A 23,010-nucleotide genomic window follows, 5' to 3' on the forward strand; every position below is an offset into this window, starting at 1 on the left:
TTTCCTTCATCCAACTCGTACTTTAAGTCCTGAGGAGAATAACATGGAGAAAATTCGTATAGAAGGTGAAGCAAAAGCAGGGGGTAGCTTTCTGAAAAACGAAGTGAGTTTTTAAAGGTTTTATGGAGGGGCAATAAATGAACTTTCAGTTGATGACAATTATAGATGCAAAGCAAGTCGCAACTTGGAAATATCCGCAGGAAAATTCTTTTTATGATTTTGAAGATATTCCAGAAACATTTCAGGAACTATTAGACGGTACCTATTATAGTTTATACAAGAGCGAGATTTAAAGAGTCGGCCTCATTCGTAAACAATGGGACCCCCTTTATCGTGATGACGATGGAAATGGAGAATCTTGGCTAGGCAGAGTACTGAGCATGCCATTTACTATAAGAGAAACTGTGATGAGGCAGCAGAATGAGGTAAATCGGTTGTACTAAAAAAATGCCCATCGCAAGGGGGCTATACAGTGACGAGTTGTTAGGTTCCTAACATGATGATGTGAAAGGCGTTAAGCCGCTCGGGGGGAAGAACCGGGCGGCTTTTTTGTTGAAATCGTAGGTGAAGGACATACCACTGAAAAAGTTTTGTCGTATGACAGGGTGTCCAAATCTAACCTCTCCGCAATACTGCACGACTTCTACTAAAGCGTAACGGGGGAGGATTGGACAAAAAGATGGGCTCAAAGCTCAATTATGTCTAAGAGTGAGAAAGAGGGCAGCTAAGCCGCCAAAAACATTGGACGGATATTAGCAATCATCACAGCTGACAGCAACAATTGTTAATAAAACGAAAAGAACCAAAACTAAAGCAAAATTGTCGTCAAAGAATCCCATCGATATCACCCCTTCAAGAGTATGAGGAAGAACCTCAAACTCAAGCTATGCAAATGGAGGAGCTATGTAAGGGCGATATCACAGCAAGTGGGAAATTTGGGCATGTAACCAACTGTTACCTGTCATGTCCACAAACTCAATTATGTTAAAAAATCAGGGAGATATGACGAAAAAAGACCATCCCTTAGCCACATTTATGGCATTCGGGACAGCCTTCTTGGAACTTTCGTGAGTGTAGCTATCTCTACCAAGGGCATAAGCATCTGCCATGATAAATAATGCATGAATCTCCGCAAGGCTCAATTGAATAATTTGAACCTAACTTTTTCAGGAGCTTCTTCAGCATGTTCATTCACCTCCTTGGTAGATATATCTTCCATGTATTACCATATTATCGTGGGTAAGTGATTATAAGAACATGAATTTTATTTGAACACGATGTTCGGAGTTAAAGCTTCAAGCCTTTCGAAGAATTTGGAAATAATCTGAGGTGATTTCTTCTAAATTTGAACTTATTTTCTCAAGAGACCAATGCAAAGCTGGGATTCATGAATAACACTTGAAGAAGGATCATGAACAATCATGGATATAGTGATGTAGCATTTGTTTTAGGTAAAATTCGGAGATTTACGCTGCATCAGAATCCACAAAAGTGTAGGAATAGACAGGAAGATATGTATTTTTCCATTATGCGTAAACCTGACATAGATAAGAGCTACTACCGTAGAAACGAGATAACTGAAAGAGAAAACGATCGTGCCCCAGGTCGAGATGGTTACTGGAATATCGCTTGAAAGAAGCGATTTATTGGCCCAAAGAATAAAGAACCAAAAAGCAAAGGCCAAACCAATCATCGTTTTCAAAAGACTTTTCATGCTTTCTTCTCCCTGCTACATACGTTTGTTTAATAAGACGAGGAACACAGAGAAAACGATTTAATAGGAAATGCAAATGAAACCAGTTCTTTTACCAATCGGTAATGGAAAGTTTCCATTCATATATGTTTTTTCATAGTGGTATCACGAATCGTACTTTACAAATGAGAAAAAAGAAAAACATCATACCGATCGTTAAACAGTCGGTGTATGATGTTTGACTAAAATAAACGATGTAGAATTTACTTTGCTTTCTTTTACGTTACTATTTCATATCAGTCTTTATTGGAATGTTTGGTGTTAAACGCTATAGGTCGGCCATCCGCAATACCCGTCAGCTTCACATGGTACGCGTTGTTCTTTTGCGCTGCTAACCCCAGGAAATGAAAGCGATAAAAGTAATGCAGCAGCAATACCAAACAGAGCAAGCTTTTTCATAAATCTTCCCCCCTCGTAAGTGTAACTTCAAAAAAAGTATAGGCTCGTGAACAACATCTATTCTGAAAAGAAATCGAGTAGCTGGCGAGTGCTCATAGAGTGAATCCGTAAAACAGTCAAGAAATTTTGATGAATAGTTAGACGGAAAAAGACCATCCCTCCGCCACGCACATGGTTTTTGGGACGGCCTTTTTTAAGTACCATCTAACATTACGCAGGACACATACAGTGTTTTCCTGCTGGAATGCACTCCCGAGGGCATGAGCGGTATGAGTTAGCACCTATTTTTTGAAGTAATTTCTTCAACATTGTTATTCACCTCCTTAAATGGAAAAATATAACTTCCGATTTAATAGTAACACACATGCACTCAAATTAACATGAAAAATACCAAAAATTCGGAAAATAAAAATCTGCTAATGAAATGTCGTTGTCTTAGTTATTAAACTACGAATTGTGATAACAAGAGAGGAAACTGACTGATACCTGCGGCAATGTAAAATTATCGTTCAATGATCTCTCACTTGAAAGCATCTAATTATGTCTCTCCATTCTTCATTAACTATTGTTGGAATACAGCGCCAAGCGGCAGCCGCCACTTTGTAAAAGGACATAGAAAAAGAGTGTGTTAGAAATTGAAATAGGAAAGGAAACAAGCTGATGTCGATGGAGTTTCAACGTCAGCTTGTTGGTTGGACAGCGTAAGAAGTTTCTTTCCCTTTCCAGTCATATTGGGTAGTGCTTGCTGCGAAGGGGACCGACTGCCCCTGTAACGGGAGTGTTGCTCCTTGGGCGGTTGTGGCTAAGCCTGGTACCGCGACAACAGAGCTTACTGCTAGAATCATCAAGGCTTTCTTAATCATTTGCAACTGTGAGAACAAGCAAACACCCATCATCAATCGCGAGGTTTGTGGCAAGTCTGTATGAGAGTGCTACACGTCATTTGAAACCCATCACAAACTGGCGTATAATCAGTTATTATTGATTAATCACTAAAAGGAGTCGATCTTGCAATGACGTCGGTCAATCGTAAAACGGAAATCATTTCTGCTGCCATTGAAGTTTTTGCTGAAATCGGATATTTCCGGGCAACGACAGCGCAAGTGGCAGAGCGTGCAAAGATTTCCCAGCCGTATATTTTCAAGTTTTTTGCATCGAAGGAAGCTCTGTTACAGGCAGCCTTGGAGGCTTCGTGGGAGCGAATCATTGACTCTTTCCGTCTCGTTGTGGAGTCCACATCCAAAGAGCAAGTGGAAACAGATTTAATCAAGGCATATGAAAAGATTTTGGCTTCCCATCAAAATGAAATACTTCTTCAAATGCAGTCCCAGACGATTCAAGAGCCTTCGATTCGAGAGGCAATGCGCGAAGGATTTCGGGAGGTTCGTCAGATTGTCCTAACAGCTTTTCGTGAAGCGGGCATCGCGAGTCCGGAAGAGAGAACACTAATTTTCCTGGCAAGAGGAATGCTGTGTAATATTTCAGCGGCTTTGGACATGCCAGAATTGATGGAGGTGTAGCGGAGAAAAAAATGCGACAATTAGTTATTGACTAATCACTAACTAAAACGTTATAGTTCAAATTAGTTAGTGATTGATCAATCACAAATAAAACAAGTGGAGATGATCTGAATGAAAAAAGCGATTGTAGTCGGGGCAACAGGCGGAACGGGAGCGGCAATTTTGGCGGAACTCATCAATCGAGGGGTTGAAACAATTGCTTTTGGGCGTTCTCGACAAAAGCTAGAACAAATGGCGTCAGAGCTGGGGCATCCAGCACATTTGTACCTGGCCGTCGGGGATGCATTCCGGTCTCAAGACATCGTAGCAGCATCGGAAGGAGCGGATGTACTTTTCCATTGTGCAAACGTCCCATATCACGAGATGGTAAATAAGCTGATCCCACTTGGCGAAGCGGTTATGGAAGCCGCCAACAAGAAAGGTTTGAAGGTTGTTGCAGTAGACGGCATTTATCCATACGGAAGAAAGCGGATGGAACCAGTGACGGAAGAGCATCCAAAGCAACCGCATACGAAGAAAGGAAAAATCAGATTGGCATTTGAACAGATGCTGTTTAGCAGTCGCTGGGATCATGCGCGAACGATGATTGTCAGATTACCGGATTATTACGGACCTACTGCTAATCAAGCATCGTATTTGGGTTCCACACTTGAGGCAATTGCGGCTGGAAAACCGGGGCTTTTCATTGGGAATATGCATGTTCCTCGCGAGTTTGTTTATTTACCGGATGCGGCGAAGATGATTGTAGAGTTGGCCAGCCGTGAGTTTGCTTATGGACAAAACTGGCATATTCCAGGTGGAGGCATCATTTCCGGTCGAGACATTGTCCAAATCGCCCAAAAAGCAAGTGGCACCGTGAAACCTGTCATTCCTCTTGGGAAAATGGGTTTGTCTTTGTTAGGTATGTTCGTCCCGGTGATGAAGGAGGTTGTCGAGATGCTGTACTTAACCGAAAAACCGTTGATCCTTAGCGGAGAAAAATATAAACGGCTTATTGGACCGATCCCAGCGACGAATTTCGAGGAGGGTATAACGGCAACGATCCAGCATTTGCAGAATCGAACTTCCATGAAATAAATGCTAGCGGTTAGTTATTGATTAATCACTAACAGATATTTCTTCAAATATTCCTTTACAGGAATATTCCTGTTGGTGTATATTTTACCTAACAAGATGATCACAATAACGCTGAAGGGGATGAGATGAACGTAGAATCCATCATGTAACGAGGTGAGTGACATGTCAGGGATGGATCCGGGCATGGACATGGCGACGCTGAGTGCTTTGGCTGAACCGAATCGTATGAAAATCGTCGAACTTTTACGCGAGGGTCCTCTAACTGTAGGGGAAATCGCTGAACAACTGGGGCTTCGCCAACCCCAAGCCTCGAAGCATTTGAAGGTGCTTAGTGACAACGGGATCGTAGATGTGAAGGCCGAAGCCAATCGTCGATTTTACAAACTCAGGCCCGAGCCCTTCCGAGCGCTGGATTCTTGGGTGAGATCATTCCAGCGTGTTATGGAAGAAAGATTCGATAATCTGGAAGACTATTTGCGGGAACTGCAAAACAAGGAAAATTCTTGAGATCCACTCAAATGAATGAGGAGGAATTGCTATGACAAGAAATACAATGGTTTCAAAGGTAGAGAATGAGCGGGTGCTGATATTGGAGCGTGTTTTCGACGCGCCCAGAGATCTCGTGTTCAAGATGTTTAAGGAGCCTGAGCATCTCAAGCGTTGGTGGGGACCGAAAGGCTGGGAACTTCCGGTTTGTCATGTCGAATTCCGACCGGGCGGTGTTTGGCACTACTGCATGAAATGTGTCGATAAGAATCAAGGTGATTTTTACGGCATGGAATCTTGGGGCAAGGCCGTTTATAAGGAAATTGTCGAGCCGGAAAAAATCATCTATACCGATTACTTTTCAGATGCAGAAGGCAATACGAATGATACAATGCCTTCAACAGAGGTCACGATGGAATTCATTGATTTGGGCGGCAAGACGAAGTTGGTTAGCCGTGGTGAATACGTGTCCGCAGAAGCACTGAAGACTGTCATGGACATGGGCATGCTAGAGGGTATCACCCAAACATGGGATCGTTTGGAAGAGAGTCTGAACGAGATCCAGTAAGGGACATATAGGAAAGGCCGCCTGGCATGGAGACCCGGCGGCTTTTGCTTTTTCGTTGAAGATTTATTTCACCATTAGCGAGATAAAATCGTTTAACTTATCCAACGAAATGATATTTTGATTGCACGTCACACTGTCTTGGCAAATGTAGTTTCCTTTTTTCAAATACGTTCCATCCCCAGAACCTTTTGCTTCGAGTACGAACATGCCGATTTCCTCAAAGCGATTACAGAGAGCACAAACGCCTTTTTTGTTTACGTTTGTAAATTGTCCGTGTATGCCAATCAGTTTTCCTTCGTGGTAAGCGACAATAAATTTCTTTTCCGTCGCAGTGTCTAGCCAGCTCACATAAGAGATTTCTGAAAAATTGATCTCAGCTAAATTCGAGACTTTCAGCTTCTTTACTTTTGGAAAGAGCTTCTTAATGGAAGCCTCTGTGAGAGCAGGGAATGGAATCACAAACGGTGAAAGTTGATGCAAAAACTGCTTTCCTTCTGCTTTTTCTTTAATCGAGTCAATCGGCTGCAAAATCTCTTTTTGTTCTTCCGTCATGTTTGGGAACAACTGAAAGATTTCTTCATGGGCGATTTCTTTGCGAGCACGAATCACGTTGACGTCTGTACTGGTCGCATAGGCGTTCATGATTGCTTGAACGCGTGATTTAATGAAGTGATACTGATGCGTATGGATAAAAGGTTCCATCTTTCGGTTCCTCCTTGCTTCTGTCTTGTAATGTGGGTTCTTCTTTACTTTAGCGTGTTTGCAAGAGAGGAGAAAGGGGGGAGGACATTTCCTAAAAAAACTCGCCATAAAAAAGCACTGACAACCTGAATGGAAAGGTCGTCAGTGCTTGATAAACGTCTATTTGGTATACACGATCTTTTTAATCGTCTCTGTAGACAAAAAGTATTCCTCCGCTAACTGAGAAATAGCCGTCCCGGCCCGGAAGCTGCTTTTAATAGCCGTATTCCGCTCATCCAGGAGTTTTCTCCCGCCAGTACGCGTCCCCCATCTTTGATGGGCTACTTTTGTCTTCGGAATGTAAATGGTTTCTCCTTGCACGTACTTTTGAATTTCTGCGAGTAACGATTCAGGAAGGATTAAATTTGCTTTCACACATTTCATTTCTGCTCGCTCCTTATTTATAAATAGGCAAATAAGGGGCAAAGCCAAGAAATAGGAAATGAGATACGCAAATGAAGGCGATGATTCGATTAAACGTAAGACCACCTCATGCAAAGTATCGCCTCACTATTTCTAGGCTTTGCATGAGCCGCTGCGGTATGTGGCAAATTGAGAGCATTCGCCATTGGTACACCCCCCTCGAGGTATGGTTTTCCCTTCCTATATACGAAGGGACTATTTGTAATTATATAAGAAAATGACTTTTTTGTATAACGGTACTTACGCAACTAAAACATATGAATTACTCATTTACAGCCTATTGAAAGTCAAATATAGTAAAGGTAACGAATGTGAAAAGAGGTTTTGATAGAATATGATGAAACTGACAATCGCTAAATAAAATTCTAACTGAATTTTATACGGGAAAAGGTCAAATGAAGGGCATGCCCTTTGTTTATTTTTTACCCCTTTTTTCCAAAAGCGATTAGAAGTCATTATATCTCATCAAAACAAATTTCACGTTTGTGCATGATATCTATTCTGTTCGGGATAGCTGTCTTTATCACATCGATAAATTTGACCATGAGAAGAGAATTCTTCTTGTGGTCTTTTTTATTGGAAAGAAGGGATTGCTGAAAAGGAATGGATGATGACAAACAGCACTAACAATAGAATGGGAGGTTTTTACATGGGTGAATATCGTTTGATTAGCGACTACAAGCATATCGAAACATACAAGGAAAGCTTTAATGACCTCGCCAAGCTGATCTTTCAGCTCGATTTTAAAGAATGGTATAACAAGGGCTTTTGGAATGACAACTATGTCTGCTACTCCTATATGGATGGGGACCAGGTCATTGCCAACGCTTCTGCCAGTAAGATGGTCGTGACATCCAATGGTAAAGACTATAAGGCACTCCAGATCGGAACGGTCATGACGCACCCGGCTTATCGCACCCAAGGATTGGCAGCGAAATTGATGAACCATATTCTTCAAACATGCGAGAAGGAATACGATTTTATTTATTTGTTTGCCAACGAAACTGTGCTCGATTTTTATCCGAAGTTCGGATTTGAGAGAGTACAGGAAAGTAGTTTTCGCTTAATGGCGTCTGATTTGAAAAAGCAAGTAGGAAAAAAGTCGGTCTTGCGCAAGCTAGATGTTGATAATGAGGTTGATTTTATCATCATGAAGGAATTTGCTGCCAAACGAATTCCTGTTTCATCGAAATTGGGCGTCAAGGATAGCGAGCATCTGTTGATGTTTTACTTTCTGCTCGTTTTTCGGGATGCGATTTATTATGTCGAAGAAGAGGATGTGATTGTCTTATTTGAACAAGAAGATGACCACCTGCATGTATTTGATCTAGTAAGTAAAAAACCAGTTGATATAGAAGCAGTCCTTTCTCATTTGGTAACGGCTGAGACAACGATCATTCATTTTCACTTTATGCCGGATAGTGAGAATGAAAAGATCCAATCTGCATGGATGACAACGACGGATGATGCCTTATTTGTTCGTCCCTCGTTAAAAATGGAGAGAGAGCATTTTCGTTTTCCGCTTACTTCACACGCATAAAAGGTTTGAAATGACACGTCAGGTGAAACAGTAAAGTAGAAGAGAAAAAGCAGACGTCCAGTATGGAAGGGTGTGAGGGGAAAAGCATGTGTGGCCGTTTTACTCTCGTAACGAACTTGGAAAAATGGAAGGAACGGTTCCAAATCGAAGTCATTCCATTTGATGCAAAGCCACGGTACAATATTGCACCGGGTCAGTTCATTCCAGCGATTATTGCTAATCGTGGCGAGCGACGTATGGGTCAGTTGAGATGGGGGTTAGTGCCGTCGTGGGCTGCCGATGAGAAGAGCAGCTACAAAATGATCAATGCGCGTTGCGAGACATTAAATGAAAAGCCCGCATTCAAACAGCTTTTCGCCCGAAAGAGATGCATCCTTCCTGCTGACAGCTTTTATGAGTGGATGAACGCCATTACAGGGAAGCAACCGATGCGGATCATGATGAAGACCGGGGAACCATTTGCTTTTGCTGGCCTGTATGATACGTGGACGAATCAAGAGGGAGAAAAAGTACATACCTGCACGATTGTTACGACAAAGGCGAATGAGCTCATGAAGAATATACATGAGCGAATGCCTGTCATCTTAAAGAAAGATGACGAGGACTTATGGCTTGATCGGGAGAAGTATGATCAGCTGCAGCTACAGTCACTGTTTACCCCCTATGATTCCAGCGAGATGACGGTGTATCCGGTATCTACCAAAGTGGGCAGTCCCAAAAATGATGATCCTTCCTGTATTCAAGAAGTAGACATCGGTTCTTTGTTCGAAGATTAATCCTTTCGCAGGAGCTGAATTCTTTGTCGTAATTCCTGGTCGGTTAACGGCTCCAATTGCAACAATGCCTCATAGGGATCATTACCCGGAATATGAAAGTATCGAGCAAATGCAGGCTCTGTTTTGATGCCGCTTTGCTTCAGAGATCTGATATGTTGGTACGCATCCAAGCCTCCTATGTCTAACAATCGTGCTTCAATGTCCATATGACGGTAGGCATTTTGCTTTTCGACAGCCACCGGTTGAGCAAACAATTCAAACCAAAAGTCAGCTGTGAAAAACGAGATAACGCACGTGGGAATACTTTTTACATCCAGGTATGTCACTTCAAATCCGGGCAAGCAGCCAAACGCTGTACGAACAGCTTGCTCAAACTGTTCCAGATCATGACTTTCGCAAATAATGTCTAGATCGCTTTCCTTGACATCAATGTCTAATGGGATGGTTCCGGCAAGCACTGGGCGGTAATCGGATAGTACTTTCATGATGTGCGTATGTTGAATCGCTGCCCACGCCGCTTTTTGGCGCATCGTTCCTCTGCCCAAGTAAGAGAGATCATGCCAATTTCTCATGAGACTACCTCCATGTCTACTTTCTTTTAAAATAGTTTAGACAAAAGTGAATAAGTACGCAACGAAATCGGTCATTACTCGTATACCTAGATGAAGGGAGTGTAGTGGATGGAAATATTTTTGTGGGTCGTGGTTGTGTTATTGTTCTTGCTAAGCATCGCAGGAATTTTTTTACCCGTTTTACCTGATACGATCTTGCTGTGGGCGGGCTTTTTGCTCTATCACTTTTTCATTGCAGATCCGGGAGCGGGATTGCCGGCATCCTTTTGGTGGGGAATGGTCGTTCTAAGCATTCTGCTATACGGTGCTGACTTACTGACGAACATGTACTTCGTGAAAAGGTACGGGGGGTCCAAGTGGTCGTCCGTTGCGGCTGCGGTCGGAATTATCCTCGGGATTTTCGTTTTCCCACCGTTTGGTATGCTGATCTTGCCGTTCGTATTTGTCGTTCTGGTAGAACTGATGGTACAGAAGCAGTCAATGGAGCGAGCAGTGAAAGCGGGCGTAGGCTCACTGATCGGATTTTTGGGCAGTGCGGTCGTAAAAGTCATTTTGCAAGTTACAATGATCATCTGGTTTTTTATCGCCAGATAACATACAGAAAACGAAAAGGACAGCCTCGGCTGTCCTTTTTTACGTGGAAACTAGTGAATGAGTCGATAGACACCGATGACTTTACCGAGAATGGTGACATGTTCCAGAATGATCGGTTCCATCGTGGCATTTTCCGGTTGGAGACGGAAGTGGTTCTTTTCTTTGAAAAATCTTTTGACGGTGGCTTCGTCTTCTTCTGTCATGGCTACGACAATGTCACCATTGTTCGCTACGTGCTGTTGGCGAACAATTACGTAGTCCCCGTCGAGAATCCCGGCATCAATCATACTGTTCCCGGAGACGCGCAGCATATAGACCTTGTCAGAAGTCACGATATTATCTGGAAGCGGGAAGTATTCTTCCACATCCTCAATGGCAGTAATCGGTTGTCCAGCGGTTACTTTTCCGATTACTGGCACACGGACGACAGAGTCTTCGAAATTGTCTTGAAAACGATCTTCATCTGATAGCAATTCGATGGCACGAGGTTTGGTAGGATCTCGACGAATGAGGCCTTTTTTCTCTAAACGTGCCAAATGCCCATGTACCGTTGAGCTGGAAGCTAGTCCAACAGCTTCTCCAATTTCACGTACAGATGGCGGATATCCTTTATCACGAACTTCCTTTCGTATGAACTCGATGATGGCTTGTTGTCTACTCGATAATTTTGACATAGAAAGACACCCCTGATTTCTCGAACATATTTTCCTATATTATACCATGGGAGCTTGCGTTCGACAAACATAAGTTCGATTATTTGTTGACATGAACATATGTTCTCATTTATCATGAGGTTACAAGTGATCAGAACGTATGTTTGTGAGGGGGCCATTATCATGAATTCATCGACAGTACGTAATCGTTTCGAGAAAAAAGAAGAACGCCGTGTTCGTTTTGGTATCACGAGAGGACAAGCTCTCTTGTTTCTTATTACATTTACTCTCTTTTTTTACTTGTTGACCGAACTAGTGTTTGCTTCTTCGCCAATGGAGGAGCCAAAGGGTAGAGAGGTAACTGTACAATCCGGAGATAGCCTATGGTCATTAGCTGTTCAATACAATACAAATCAGCATATGGATGTTCGTGACTATATAATAGAGATTAAGGATGCGAACGGTTTAGAGAGCAACAGGATTTACCCGGGTCAGACTCTCATCCTTCCTGATACCCCATAAGTGTTCGGCTGTCTTGCGGGATCATTCGTATGTGGTATAATGAAGCGGCACTACTACAGAGTGGGAGGAACCAGCAGTGGTATCTGACGCAGAAATTAAACGCATTAACGAATTGGTCAAAAAATCTCGCGAAGAAGGTTTGACCGAAGAGGAAAAGCTCGAACAAAAAGCATTGCGCCAAAAGTATATTGACGCCGTTAAGCTTTCATTGAAAGCAAATTTGGACTCCATCCGTTATGTGGAAGACCTTGAAGAAAATAAGCCAAAACAGTAAGATAACAATTACTGATACGACAGACATCCTCGCTTGAAGCTAGGGTGTCTTTTTCTGTAACATACATACGGTTTTGATAGCCAGGGGAGGGAAAGCGATGGCGTGGATAGCTGTGGCGGTTGGAGGAGCAGTTGGCTCTCTTGTGCGCTACCTATTGTCTTTGCTCGCGAATCAGCCGGGATGGCCGTGGGGAACCTGGATTGCCAATGTTTGTGGATCTTTGATCATCGGCATCTTGTTCGTGCTGGGGAAAGAACGCGACATTTTATCTCCAACGCTCTATCTCTTATTTGCAACGGGTGTCATGGGAGGATTTACGACTTTCTCTAGCTTCTCCTTGGAAGTGGTCTCTTTTTGGGGAGAAGGTCACCTGTTGCGTGGCACTTTGTACGCTCTTCTCAGTTTGGGAGTCGGCCTACTCTCTTGTGCGGTTGGAATATGGTTGGCTAGGCAATGGTCCTGATACGTTCAATGACACGATACATGTGAGGGGGAATGAATGTGAGTACACAGCATCGTGATTATGAATTGGAACAAAAAAAGCTGGATGAAACCATTTCAGCGATCGACGAAGAAATGGAGCAGCTTCGCAATGATATTCGCGAGGCAACGGATGACTATGTGAAACAGGTCGTGAACTATAAAAAGGCAAAGGATTTGCGCTACCTGGAAGATCAGGGTCGAGAGAAGCCTTATTTCGGCAGAGTGGATTTCTTGAAGGATGAAATCTACGAGCTGGATCAGGTCTACATAGGAAAACGAGGAATTGTACGTAGCGATACATTTGATTCTGTCGTCGTAGATTGGCGTGCGCCTATCGCCGGTCTTTATTACTCTGGTGAGAGCAAAGACGCGTTTTACCGGATGGGACGCGAGATCGTACGTGGTGAAGTTCGATTAAAGCGTAATTTTGCGATTGAAGACGGAAAGATCGTCGGCATCTATGATGGAGCGGTAAAAGAAACGATTAACCGCGAAATGGGGCATCCCGACGAATTTTTGCAAGAGGGCTTCATTGATGAGTTTTTGGCTGCCAATCTGAATCAGGCAAACGATAGCAGGCTAAAAGACATCGTCGCTACGATTCAATCCGAGCAAAATGATATAATCCGGGCGGAAAAAGAACGACCCATTGTTGTGCAAGGAGTAGCGGGGAGCGGAAAAACGACCATCGCGCTGCACCGACTCTCCTATTTGATTTATAACTACCAGGATTCCATGATGTCCAAAAAGTTCATGGTGTTTGCACCTAACCGGATGTTTCTTACCTACATATCCGAGGTTTTACCTGAGCTGGGAGTCGATGACGTTCAACAGTCTACCTTTGTAGATTGGGCAGCGCGTCTTGTGAAGCCTCTGCTGCCAAAAGGATGGAGAATCGTGAGTCCAGATAAGCCTCTTCAATTGTTCTTCGAAGAGGGGCAGGATGAGCGCCAGCAAGAAATGACGCGAAACAGGCTTCGCTTCAAAGGATCGCTCGCTTGTCGAGAGGCACTGGAGCAGTACATTCGGCATATCGTCGAAACAAGAATCCCTTTTAAGAAGCTCAGCTTTTTATACAACAAAACGAAGCAAGTCTTTTCCATTCCCGGTGATTTTATTCGTCAGTGCTTCCTGGAGCAATTCGCGAATATGCCGTATCATCGCCGGGTAGAAGCGCTTCGCAAGCATTTGAAACAAGAAATGAACAAGCAATTGTTTGCCCATTTGCGAGAGCGAAAAGTCGATTTGGACAAAGAAGGCTTGTACAAATTCGAGAAAATGCTGGAGCAAATACTGGATACGTACCTGACTTCGTTTCCAAGACTGGAGATCTTCGCAGCTTATCGCGAGTTGATTGCTGACGAGGAATTGCTGCGCAAGCTCGTACCTGCTGACATTTCAGACGAAGTTGTTCGTGATGTGACGCAGTCAAGTGCTGCGCTGTTTGCAGAGGAGAGATTGGAACCGGAAGATATCGCGCCATTGCTATATTTGCAGCATATTGTTGAAGGAATGAATAAAGCGGAACATTTTGATCATACGGTCGTGGATGAGGCACAAGACTTGAGTGCGTTAGAAATAGCCGTGATTGCATTGGCAACCAAGCGAAACTCGCTCACGATCGTGGGAGATATTGCGCAAGGCATTCATAGCTACCGAGGGATTCATGCGTGGGAAGAGTTGACGAAGGGGATTTTTGCACATCTGTTTCCTTCCTATTATACGTTGTCGCAAAGCTATCGTTCGACAATAGAAATCATGCGCTGTGCCAATGAAGTGTTGCGGCAAATTGAATTGCCAGAGACGGTATTGGCAAAACCGGTTTTGCGGCATGGTGAAAAACCAATCATGGTTAAGGCTCGTTCACGAGTGCAACTGTGGGAGGACATCTCTTCGCGTGTGGCTGCCTACCAGTCGAAAGGCTTCAAAACGATTGCGATCGTAGCGAAAACCATTCAAGCCAGTAAAAAAGCACATAAAGGCCTGCAAGACAAGGTCGCTGATCTGACTCTGTTAGGCAGCAAGGATAACCAATTTCCGGGTGGCGTCACCGTCATGCCTGCTTTTTTAACGAAAGGCTTGCAGTTCGATGTGGTCATTTTACTGGATATAGACGCCTATCAAAATAATGAATGGGACGCAAAATTATTGTATGTCGCGATGACGCGTCCGGTCCATCGACTTGTTTTGACGCAGGTTGATGGCGTTTCTTCACCGTTGCTGAAAGATTTACCGACAGAGCTGTACACCATGGCTACTGACGAATAAGAAACGAATTATCAAAGAAAACCCTCTGCCTGTAAAAAGCAGAGGGTTTATCTGTATCATGCTTAGTGGTCGCCTGTGTTACCTTTAGAAGGGTTGGTAATAACAAAACCTTCTTGCGGCAAGAAGAGGTAATCAATGACGACGCCATCTAGCAATGGCTCATCCTTTTTCATGATCACATCGATCTCTTTGTCTGTCGAGATCACAACATCTTCTTCTGTTGGCTTGTCCAGAGCGAGTCCGTAGTGTGCATGATCACCGTGAGCGTGAGTAATATAAACGCGCAGTTTCAATTCTTTGTCTTCTTCTTGCTCGATGATTGGAGCCAATTGCTTGGCAGCGTTACGCGTGATTTTTAGTTTCACAGGTCAAATCCCCTAACTGTATGTAAGTTACCCCTTCATCTTAGCAAGAGGGAATTCAGGATGCAATGTTGAAAGTGTTACGACATGTCTAGAGAATGACAACAGGGAGGAAGGAGAGTCATCTATGAAAATCGATTTGCGCAGCGATACCATTACCAAACCAACCGAGGAGATGCTTCGAGCAATGGCGGAAGCGGAGGTTGGTGATGATGTTTACCGGGAGGACCCAACTGTCAATCGTTTGGAAGCGATCGCGGCTGAAATACTCGGAAAGGAAGCAGCCCTGTTCGTAACAAGTGGAACGCAAGGCAATCAAGTGGCTGTTTTGACGCATTGTGTCAACGGAGACGAGGTCATTGCGGAAGCGGATTCGCACATTTTTTACTATGAAGGCGGCGCTATGTCGGCATTGGCTGGCGTGCAGACACGGACACTGGTTGGCGAACGTGGTGCTTTGCGTGCAGAGGGTGTGGAGAGGGCGATTCGGGGCAACAATATCCATTTTCCTCGCACAAAATTGATCTGTCTCGAAAATACACATAATCGCGCTGGCGGGGCGGTAATCTCTGTCGCGCAAATGAAGAGTGTCTATGATATCGCACAAAAATACAGTATTCCCGTTCATTTGGACGGTGCCCGTCTCTTCAATGCGGCTGTGGCCCAAGGTGTTGCAGTCAGTGAGCTAAGCGCTTTTGCCGATACCGTTCAGATTTGCTTGTCCAAAGGGCTTAGTGCTCCAGTTGGTTCTATTTTGGCTGGTGATCGTGCGTTTATCGAAGAAGCGAGATGGTGGAGAAAAAAATTAGGAGGCGGGCTGCGCCAGGCAGGGTATTTGGCAGCACCGGGCATCATCGCTCTGACTCAAATGACTGAACGATTGGCCGAAGACCATGAACGGGCACAGCAATTGGCAAAAGGCTTGCGCCAGCTATCGCTTCAGGTCGAGCAAGTCGAGACGAATATCGTACTCGTGAATACGGACTCGATTGGACAAACAGCTGTCGCCTTCTTGGAGCGATTGGAGGAAAAAGGAGTGCTCGCTGTTGATTTTGACGAGTATGTCATTCGCTTTACGACGCATCGACACATTCGTGATCAACATATCAAGACCGTTGTGGAAGCAGTCGAGCAATTATTGGAAACGGTGTAATTGTTTCGTTTCAACCACTTGGAGCCAGTCGAAGGAAGGACTGGCTTTTTTCTTTGCTACAATAATTAATTCAAAATAATTAGACAATTTGTACAAAACATGAGTCTATACGCGATCAGTTTTTCGCCATTCCGTCTGATTTGTTTCGTCTACACTTGCGTTATCATGGTAGTGTGATAAAGCAAAAACGTTTACTGGTGGATGGAATCGAATGGAATCAAGGGGGATGGACTCGATGAGAAAGAGGATGAGCTTCGTTTTGAGCTGTTTCTTGCTGCTGCAAGTTTTAGCAGGATGTAGTACAAGTGAAACAGCTGTACCTAACAAACCGAATGATCAGGCATCTCAACCAACGCAGCCAACGGGGAAAGAGATGGTATTGAATTGGAACGCAGACGGTGGAGAGCCTCCGACAGCAGATCCCGGACTTGCTTCCGATGGAACTTCCTTTGATGTCATTACTGCCTGTTTTGAAGGATTGACTCGCTATGGACCGGATGGGAAAATAGCCAACGCGATTGCCGACAGTTATACGGTATCCGAGGATCTGACGACGTACACGTTTAAATTGAAAACGAATGCGCTATGGAGTAACGGAGATTCGGTAACCGCCCATGATTTTGAGTTCGCCTGGAAAAGAAATCTCGATCCGAAGACAGCATCCGAATATGCCTATATGCTTTATTTCATTAAAGGGGCTGAGGAATTCAACACAGGGAAAGGATCGCATGAAGACGTTGGGGTCAAGGCGCTAGACGATTTTACGCTTGAGGTTAAGCTCAATTCGCCAGCTCCGTTTTTTTACGAGCTGACGGCTTTCCCGACATTGTTTCCTTTACATAAAAAGACCTTGGAGGCACATCCGGACTGGGCAGCGTCTCCAGACAACTACGTGGGCAACGGTCCATTCAAAATGGAGCTGTGGGAACATAAAAACAAATTGGTTCTTGTGAAAAACGAGAAGTATCATGATAAAGATGCCGTGAAGCTCGACAAAATCGTCTGGAGCATGATTACCGATACCAATACCGCTCAAGCGTTGTTTGATTCTGGTGAATTGGACTGGGGAGGGCATCCAACCTATGTGTTGCCCGTCGATGTGATCCCCGCTTTGCAAGATGAAGGAAAAGTCGTAATGGCGCCGTATCCGAATACAGTTGCCGTCACCTTTAATACAACCATGCCCCCTTTTACGAATAAAAAGATTCGACAAGCCTTCTCGTATTCAATCCAACGGCAGCCTCTCGTAGACGGAATCGTGCAGACAGGGGTGCCTGCGGCTTTTGCATGGGTTCCGCCCTCTATGCAACTCAGCGGAAATGACTATTTTCAAGAGGATGTAGACAAAGCCAAGCAGTTATTGGCAGAAGGGTTGAAGGAGCTGGGGCTTTCGACGATGCCTGAAGTGACATTCACATATGGTTCAGGTGACGATCGTCAGAAAAAGCTGGCGGAAGCTCTTCAGGATCAATGGAAAAGAAGTCTAGGTGTTGATGTGAAAATCAGTGGCTTGGAGGAAAAAGTATTTTTACAAAACAAGCGCTCCAAAAACTATCAGTTTGCCTACCGAAATTGGGGTGCTGATTTTAACGACCCCATCAATTTCCTGGAAATTTTCAAGGACAAAACAGTGGGGACGAATGACGCTGCTTGGGAAAACAACAGATACCGGGAGCTAATCGTCCAGAGTTACTTGGAAAAAGATCCGACGAAGCGTAATGCGATCATGCGTGAGGCTGAGACTATCTTAATGGAGGAAATGCCGATTGCTCCTGTGTATTATGGCGCAAGACCCTATATAAAAAATGAAAAAGTCAAAGGATTTTTGATCAACCCGTTTGGTGGAAGAGATTTTAAATATACAACCGTCGAACAATAAATAAAGACGTGTAAAAGTCTTGCCGTGTCCGGAAAATGGGAGAGCGGCAAGGCTTTTTTTGGGTCCATTCGGTTGACTCACTTGTGTGTAATTCAGACCCGCCAATGAAATACTATAGCTATCCAACATAGGGGAAAAGAGGGATGGATATGATCTCGGCTAAAGAGCGAGAACGAATTCTCAATCAAATGAAACGGGACGAGAGCAAGATTGTCAACATCGTTCTAAACGACGCCAATCAAGTTGCGGGCGAAATTGAAAAAGCCAACCACCAAGGTATTTTCCTGGTGGATGGCCGGTATTACGGGTACGAGGACATCAAAGAAATCAATGGCTCGTAATGGTTACAGACGGGGAGGTGGGAAGAAGTAACGCAAGGCGTCAGGCAGCTCTTTTTGCCACAAACCCCAGACGTGATTCCCTGGTTTTTCTCGGTAGGACAAGGTTGCTTGCTTGTCCTCCAGAATCTGTTTTGCCTCGCGATTCCATTGCACGAAATCGAAGGTACCCGCACTTGTTTCCACAGCTGTCTCATCGAGGCCAACGACCATCCAGATTCGCAGCCAAGATAGACTGGACTGATTCAAAAGCGGGTCGAGTGTCGTTTGGAAAAAAGCCCCGGACAGCGCGAGTACCTGTGGAAAGAGGTCGGGGTGCTCCAATGCGAGATGCAAAGAAACGGTTCCACCCAAAGAGTCTCCTGCCAGTATGCGTGAACCAGGATCACGGCGTACAGGATAGCGCTCCTCTATGTAAGGAATCAGCTCTTCGGTGAAAAAACGCTGATAGGCTGCGTTTCTCGACCCAGACGGAGAATACTCGCTCGTGCGCTTGTTGCGATCGACTGAGACACCGACGACGATGTAGGGTTCGATACCTTCTTCCAGAATCAATTGATTGGAGATGGTTGCGATTCGCCCCATCGTAAAAAAGTCGTTCCCATCCTGACAATACACAACAGGGTATGAAAGAAGCTCATTGTACCCCGGCGGTAGGTATACTTTGACCGAGCGGGGAGTGTCCACGTGGATGCTGGGCACTTCTTCTTTCATTATAGTTCGCTTTACATAGTCAGACATCGATTCACACTCCCTGTTTGCTCAAATGAAAAACTAAGCCTTGAAAAAAACTGATACAGCTTATATAGTAAATGATAACAGAGAGGAAATAAACCCTGTAATATCAATACTGTAACACGTTAAACAGGTATTTCATCTGCATTATAACAGGGTGTTGCAAACGGCGCTGTAAGCCCTTTCTTGCACCATGCAACTTTCTTCTGGTTTTTATCAGGGTCACTTCCGCTGCGAATTGCATTCGTCGCTCATCGAGCAGATGCTCAGATAAAGGCGACAAAGGGCAACTCGGGAAAAGGAAGTCCCTTATTCTAGTGACGAGGTGAATGTGATGAGCGTATCCACTGCTGTTGAACAAACAGAGAACAACGCCCCGCTGCAAATTCTTGCCCCGGATGGTACAGTTGTTCGTCCTGACTTGATGCCTAAGCTCTCCGATGATGAATTGCGTGAACTGATGCGTAAAATGGTATTTACCCGTGTATGGGACCAACGCGCAATCAGCTTGAACCGCCAAGGCCGCCTTGGTTTCTATGCACCAGTAGCTGGTCAAGAAGCAAGCATGATCGGTTCCGAGGCTGCTCTTTCCAAAGAAGACTTTGTCCTGCCTAGCTACCGTGATATTCCACAAATGGTATGGCATGGTTACCCTATGCACAAAGCATTCCTGTACTCCCGCGGACACATCGAGGGTGGCAAAATTCCTGAAGGTGTAAACGTATTGATGCCTCAAATCATCATCGCAGCTCAATGTACACAAGCAACAGGTGTTGCAATGGGTTACAAGCTGCGCGGTGAAAAGAAAGTTGCGATCAACTACTTTGGTGATGGTGCGACCTCCCAAGGTGACTTCTACGAGGGTATGAACTTTGCAGGGGTATACAAGCTGCCTGTTATCTTCTTCTCCCAAAACAACGGTTATGCAATCTCACTGCCGTTCGAAAAACAAACGGCTTCTGAAAATATCGCAGTCAAAGCAGTTGCAGCTGGTATTGCTAGCGAACGCGTTGACGGTATGGATATTCTCGCAGTTTACTACGCGGTTCAACAAGCAAAAGAGCGCGGCGTGAATGGCGAAGGTGCGACTCTGATCGAAGCAATGACGTACCGTTATGGTCCTCACACCATGGCTGGTGACGACCCAACTCGTTACCGTACAGGTGAAGAGCAAAGCGAGTGGGAACTGCGCGATCCACTGATCCGCTTCCGCAAGTTCCTCGAGGCAAAAGGCCTGTGGAGCGAAAAAGACGAAGAAGCTGTCATCGAAGAAGCGAAAGCAGCTGTTGCGGACGCAATCAAAAAAGCGGACGAAACACCTAAGATGAAGGTTTCCGAACTGATCGATGTAATGTTTGAGACACTGCCGCCTGCACTCGAAGAGCAAAAGGCAGAATTCCTGGCGAAGGAGTCGAAATAAGCCATGGCACAAATGACAATGGTTCAAGCCATTACGGATGCAATGCGCGTAGAATTGAAGCGCGATGAAACCGTTCTTGTCTTCGGTGAAGACGTAGGTAACAACGGCGGGGTGTTCCGTGCAACAGAAGGTCTGCAAGCTGAGTTCGGCGAGCAACGCGTTTTCGATACGCCGCTCGCTGAGTCCGGAATCGGCGGTTTGGCTGTTGGTCTTTCCGTAAACGGCTTCCGTCCAGTAGCAGAAATTCAGTTCTTTGGTTTCGTATTTGAAACGTTCGATGCTATTGCATCTCAAGCTACTCGTATGCGTTACCGTTCCGGCGGTCGCTTCACGAGCCCAGTTACATTCCGCTCCCCATTTGGTGGCGGTGTGAAAACGCCTGAGCTGCATGCTGACTCTTTGGAAGGCTTGATGATGCAAACTCCGGGTCTGAAAGTGGTTATCCCTTCCAACCCATATGATGCAAAAGGACTGTTGATCTCCGCGATTCGCGACAACGATCCAGTTGTTTTCCTCGAGCACATGAAGCTGTACCGTTCCTTCCGTCAAGAAGTTCCAGAAGGCGAGTACACGATTCCACTCGGCAAAGCAAACGTAGTAAAAGAAGGTAGCGATGTTACCATCATCACCTATGGTGCGATGGTGCATACCAGCCTGAAAGCAGCAGAAGAAATCGAGAAAGCGCGTGGAGCAAAAGTAGAAGTAATCGACCTGCGCACCATCAGCCCACTCGATATCGATACGATCGTGGATTCTGTGAAGAAAACAAATCGTGCGATTGTAGTTCAAGAAGCACAAAAAACGTCTGGTGTTGCGGCAGAAATCATCACGCAAATCAACGAGCGTGCGATCCTGCACCTCGAAGCACCAGTGCTGCGTATTACAGCACCAGATACCGTTTACCCGTTTGCACAAGCAGAAGATGTATGGCTGCCTGACGTAAAACGCGTAGTAGATGGTCTGACTCAAGTCCTCGATTTTTAATTGAGAAACGGACATAATGGCGGAAAAGTTGAAAGCTTTCCGCCTTCTTTTGGGAAATATAGGCTTACTACTATGGCGAAGTGTTATAAGGAGGAGATACTGTGAGTCGTTTTACATTCAGACTCCCGGAGCTCGGCGAGGGTATCCATGAAGGCGAAATCGTCAAATGGCACGTACAGCCCGGAGATTCCGTAGAAGAAGACCAAGTCATCATGGAAGTACAAAATGACAAGGCGGTTGTAGAAGTACCGTCGCCTGTTAAAGGGAAAGTTATCGACCTGAAAGTAACCGAGGGTACGGTTTCTGTAGTCGGCGATCCACTGATCGAGTTTGACGTAGAAGGCGAAATTCCGAATTTGCCAGACCATGGTCATGGCGATTCCCACGCTGCTGAAGCGGCACCAGCGCCTCAAGCTGAGGACAAAATGGAGCCAGGCTGCGACATCGGTTCCCAGGTGAGTGCAAATGCGAACCAATCTCTGGAAACGCCAATGGCACAAGCAACTGCAACAGCAGTAGCGGCACCAATTGACCGCAAGCATGTGTTGGCTACACCTTCTGTTCGCAAATACGCTCGCGAAAAAGGCGTGCAATTGGCTAATGTACCTGGTACAGGCAAATTGGGTCGCATTACACGTGAAGACGTAGACCGCTTCGTATCTGGCGGAGCAGCAGCACCAGCTGCCCAAGTGGCAGCTCCAGTAGCAACTGAGGCTCCTGCAGCAGCAGCTACAGGTGTAGCACAAGCAGCAGCGGCTCCAACTGTTCACCACGCACCTCAAGCTGGCGAGCTGGAAGAGCGCGTTCCGCTGAAAGGTATGCGTAAAGCAATTGCGAAAGCAATGGTGAAATCTGCTTACACAGCACCACACGTAACGATCTTCGACGAAGTGGATGTTACAGCGCTTGTCGCTATGCGCAAAGATGCGAAGCCACTTGCTGAAGAGCGTGGTGTGAAGCTGACTTACCTGCCTATGATCGTGAAAGCAGTTGTAGCTGGTCTGAAGAAATTCCCAGAGCTCAACGCTTCTATCGACGATGAAAAACAAGAAATCATCTTTAAAAAGTACTACAACATTGGTATCGCTACCTCGACTGAAGACGGCTTGCTGGTTCCAGTTGTGAAATCCGCTGACAGCAAATCTATCTTCCAAATCGCAGGCGAAATCGGCGATCTGGCGAAGAAAGCACGCGACCGCAAAGCGACTGCTGACGAGCTGAAAGGTTCTACTTTCAGCATCACAAACATCGGTTCTGCGGGCGGTATGTTCTTCACGCCAATCATTAACTATCCAGAAGTAGCTATTCTGGGTGTTGGCCGCATTAGCGAAAAGCCGATTGTGAAAAATGGAGAAATCGCGGTAGGTCAAATGTTGCACTTGTCCTTGAGCTTTGACCACCGCTTGGTTGATGGCGAACCTGCACAGCGTTTCGTCAACTACGTGAAGCAGCTCCTCGAAAACCCAACGCTGCTCGTCATGGAGGGATAA

27 protein-coding genes are annotated in these 23,010 nt (G+C 45.2%); 18 read left to right on the forward strand and 9 right to left on the reverse strand.

Going from position 1 to position 23,010, the window contains the following annotated elements; genetic code table 11:
• Positions 1–137 precede the first annotated feature (137 nt).
• Positions 138–293: a hypothetical protein gene (locus tag FB479_RS30365; RefSeq protein ID WP_185746327.1), complete on the forward strand. Its 156-nt coding sequence runs from the start codon at positions 138–140 to the stop codon at positions 291–293.
• 459 nt (positions 294–752) lie between these two features.
• On the opposite strand, the gene yjcZ is transcribed toward FB479_RS30365, so the two are convergent.
• The 3 genes from yjcZ to FB479_RS30370 all read right to left on the reverse strand — a co-directional run bounded on the left by yjcZ (position 753) and on the right by FB479_RS30370 (position 2,152).
• Positions 753–839 (reverse strand): sporulation protein YjcZ, encoded by an 87-nt coding sequence (gene yjcZ / locus FB479_RS03815; RefSeq protein ID WP_083995000.1) that lies wholly within the window; start codon positions 837–839, stop codon positions 753–755.
• Between the two features lie 608 nt (positions 840–1,447).
• Positions 1,448–1,714, reverse strand: coding sequence for a hypothetical protein (locus FB479_RS03820; protein ID WP_255438264.1), 267 nt, complete (start codon positions 1,712–1,714; stop codon positions 1,448–1,450).
• A gap of 300 nt (positions 1,715–2,014) precedes the next feature.
• On the reverse strand, positions 2,015–2,152 hold the full coding sequence (locus FB479_RS30370) for a hypothetical protein (protein WP_164724472.1): 138 nt from the start codon (positions 2,150–2,152) through the stop codon (positions 2,015–2,017).
• 1,013 nt (positions 2,153–3,165) lie between these two features.
• Here FB479_RS30370 and FB479_RS03825 point away from each other — a divergent pair.
• From FB479_RS03825 to FB479_RS03840, 4 genes are all read left to right on the forward strand, one after another.
• Entirely contained in the window at positions 3,166–3,672 is a 507-nt protein-coding gene (locus FB479_RS03825; protein WP_106656532.1) for a TetR/AcrR family transcriptional regulator, read from the forward strand.
• 111 nt (positions 3,673–3,783) lie between these two features.
• Positions 3,784–4,749: an SDR family NAD(P)-dependent oxidoreductase gene (locus tag FB479_RS03830; protein ID WP_142062532.1), complete on the forward strand. Its 966-nt coding sequence runs from the start codon at positions 3,784–3,786 to the stop codon at positions 4,747–4,749.
• 162 nt (positions 4,750–4,911) lie between these two features.
• On the forward strand, positions 4,912–5,256 hold the full coding sequence (locus FB479_RS03835) for an ArsR/SmtB family transcription factor (protein ID WP_106656530.1): 345 nt from the start codon (positions 4,912–4,914) through the stop codon (positions 5,254–5,256).
• Positions 5,257–5,287: 31 nt separating this feature from the next.
• Entirely contained in the window at positions 5,288–5,803 is a 516-nt protein-coding gene (locus FB479_RS03840; RefSeq protein ID WP_142062535.1) for an SRPBCC domain-containing protein, read from the forward strand.
• A gap of 63 nt (positions 5,804–5,866) precedes the next feature.
• Here the strand turns inward: FB479_RS03840 and FB479_RS03845 are convergent, their stop codons facing one another.
• Complete coding sequence (locus FB479_RS03845) at positions 5,867–6,505, reverse strand: FusB/FusC family EF-G-binding protein (RefSeq protein ID WP_106656528.1); 639 nt, start codon at positions 6,503–6,505, stop codon at positions 5,867–5,869.
• A gap of 159 nt (positions 6,506–6,664) precedes the next feature.
• Complete coding sequence (locus tag FB479_RS03850) at positions 6,665–6,928, reverse strand: CD3324 family protein (RefSeq protein ID WP_106656527.1); 264 nt, start codon at positions 6,926–6,928, stop codon at positions 6,665–6,667.
• A 688-nt stretch (positions 6,929–7,616) separates the two neighbouring features.
• On the opposite strand from FB479_RS03850, the gene FB479_RS03855 reads away from it, so the two are divergent.
• Both FB479_RS03855 and FB479_RS03860 read left to right on the forward strand, forming a co-directional pair.
• Entirely contained in the window at positions 7,617–8,507 is an 891-nt protein-coding gene (locus FB479_RS03855; protein WP_142062537.1) for a GNAT family N-acetyltransferase, read from the forward strand.
• 86 nt (positions 8,508–8,593) lie between these two features.
• Positions 8,594–9,283 carry an SOS response-associated peptidase gene (locus FB479_RS03860; RefSeq protein ID WP_142062540.1) on the forward strand — a complete coding sequence of 230 codons (690 nt, stop codon included), beginning with the start codon at positions 8,594–8,596 and terminating at the stop codon, positions 9,281–9,283.
• Here the strand turns inward: FB479_RS03860 and FB479_RS03865 are convergent.
• Positions 9,280–9,855 carry a DUF4269 domain-containing protein gene (locus FB479_RS03865; protein ID WP_106656524.1) on the reverse strand — a complete coding sequence of 192 codons (576 nt, stop codon included), beginning with the start codon at positions 9,853–9,855 and terminating at the stop codon, positions 9,280–9,282. The genes FB479_RS03860 and FB479_RS03865 overlap by 4 nt on opposite strands.
• 108 nt (positions 9,856–9,963) lie before the next feature.
• Between FB479_RS03865 and FB479_RS03870 the strand changes: the two genes are divergently transcribed.
• Positions 9,964–10,449, forward strand: a complete 486-nt coding sequence (locus tag FB479_RS03870; RefSeq protein WP_142062543.1) for a DUF456 domain-containing protein — start codon at positions 9,964–9,966, stop codon at positions 10,447–10,449.
• 50 nt (positions 10,450–10,499) lie between these two features.
• Here the strand turns inward: FB479_RS03870 and lexA are convergent, their stop codons facing one another.
• Complete coding sequence (gene lexA, locus FB479_RS03875) at positions 10,500–11,123, reverse strand: transcriptional repressor LexA (RefSeq protein WP_007718939.1); 624 nt, start codon at positions 11,121–11,123, stop codon at positions 10,500–10,502.
• Between the two features lie 162 nt (positions 11,124–11,285).
• Between lexA and yneA the strand changes: the two genes are divergently transcribed.
• The 4 genes from yneA (at position 11,286) to FB479_RS03895 (ending at position 14,649) form a co-directional block, all read left to right on the forward strand.
• Positions 11,286–11,624 carry a cell division suppressor protein YneA gene (gene yneA / locus FB479_RS03880; RefSeq protein ID WP_106656522.1) on the forward strand — a complete coding sequence of 113 codons (339 nt, stop codon included), beginning with the start codon at positions 11,286–11,288 and terminating at the stop codon, positions 11,622–11,624.
• Positions 11,625–11,700: 76 nt separating this feature from the next.
• Positions 11,701–11,898 (forward strand): DUF896 domain-containing protein, encoded by a 198-nt coding sequence (locus tag FB479_RS03885; RefSeq protein WP_106656521.1) that lies wholly within the window; start codon positions 11,701–11,703, stop codon positions 11,896–11,898.
• Positions 11,899–11,995: 97 nt separating this feature from the next.
• Positions 11,996–12,361 (forward strand): fluoride efflux transporter CrcB, encoded by a 366-nt coding sequence (crcB, locus tag FB479_RS03890; RefSeq protein ID WP_106656520.1) that lies wholly within the window; start codon positions 11,996–11,998, stop codon positions 12,359–12,361.
• Positions 12,362–12,399: 38 nt separating this feature from the next.
• Positions 12,400–14,649, forward strand: a complete 2,250-nt coding sequence (locus tag FB479_RS03895) for a HelD family protein (protein WP_142062546.1) — start codon at positions 12,400–12,402, stop codon at positions 14,647–14,649.
• Positions 14,650–14,711: 62 nt separating this feature from the next.
• Here FB479_RS03895 and FB479_RS03900 read toward each other — a convergent pair whose 3' ends face one another.
• Entirely contained in the window at positions 14,712–15,014 is a 303-nt protein-coding gene (locus FB479_RS03900) for a HesB/IscA family protein (RefSeq protein WP_142062548.1), read from the reverse strand.
• A 124-nt stretch (positions 15,015–15,138) separates the two neighbouring features.
• Between FB479_RS03900 and ltaE the strand changes: the two genes are divergently transcribed.
• From ltaE to FB479_RS03915, 3 genes are all read left to right on the forward strand, one after another.
• Positions 15,139–16,164 (forward strand): low-specificity L-threonine aldolase, encoded by a 1,026-nt coding sequence (gene ltaE, locus FB479_RS03905; RefSeq protein WP_142062551.1) that lies wholly within the window; start codon positions 15,139–15,141, stop codon positions 16,162–16,164.
• A 235-nt stretch (positions 16,165–16,399) separates the two neighbouring features.
• The gene (locus FB479_RS03910) at positions 16,400–18,043 is read left to right on the forward strand and encodes a peptide ABC transporter substrate-binding protein (protein ID WP_142062554.1); all 1,644 of its coding nucleotides are present in this window, start codon (positions 16,400–16,402) and stop codon (positions 18,041–18,043) included.
• A 143-nt stretch (positions 18,044–18,186) separates the two neighbouring features.
• A complete protein-coding gene (locus tag FB479_RS03915; RefSeq protein ID WP_015891590.1) occupies positions 18,187–18,384 on the forward strand; it encodes a hypothetical protein in 198 nt (65 codons plus the stop codon).
• A 3-nt stretch (positions 18,385–18,387) separates the two neighbouring features.
• On the opposite strand, the gene FB479_RS03920 is transcribed toward FB479_RS03915, so the two are convergent.
• A complete protein-coding gene (locus tag FB479_RS03920) occupies positions 18,388–19,122 on the reverse strand; it encodes an alpha/beta hydrolase (protein ID WP_007718904.1) in 735 nt (244 codons plus the stop codon).
• 328 nt (positions 19,123–19,450) lie between these two features.
• Here FB479_RS03920 and pdhA point away from each other — a divergent pair, with 328 nt between their 5' ends.
• From pdhA to FB479_RS03935, 3 genes are all read left to right on the forward strand, one after another.
• Positions 19,451–20,536, forward strand: coding sequence for a pyruvate dehydrogenase (acetyl-transferring) E1 component subunit alpha (pdhA, locus tag FB479_RS03925; protein WP_015891588.1), 1,086 nt, complete (start codon positions 19,451–19,453; stop codon positions 20,534–20,536).
• A gap of 3 nt (positions 20,537–20,539) precedes the next feature.
• Positions 20,540–21,520, forward strand: a complete 981-nt coding sequence (locus FB479_RS03930) for an alpha-ketoacid dehydrogenase subunit beta (protein WP_047067643.1) — start codon at positions 20,540–20,542, stop codon at positions 21,518–21,520.
• Positions 21,521–21,621: 101 nt separating this feature from the next.
• Positions 21,622–23,010, forward strand: coding sequence for a dihydrolipoamide acetyltransferase family protein (locus FB479_RS03935; protein WP_142062557.1), 1,389 nt, complete (start codon positions 21,622–21,624; stop codon positions 23,008–23,010).

This window comes from Brevibacillus sp. AG162, from assembly GCF_006715575.1.
Classification (GTDB): domain Bacteria; phylum Bacillota; class Bacilli; order Brevibacillales; family Brevibacillaceae; genus Brevibacillus; species Brevibacillus brevis.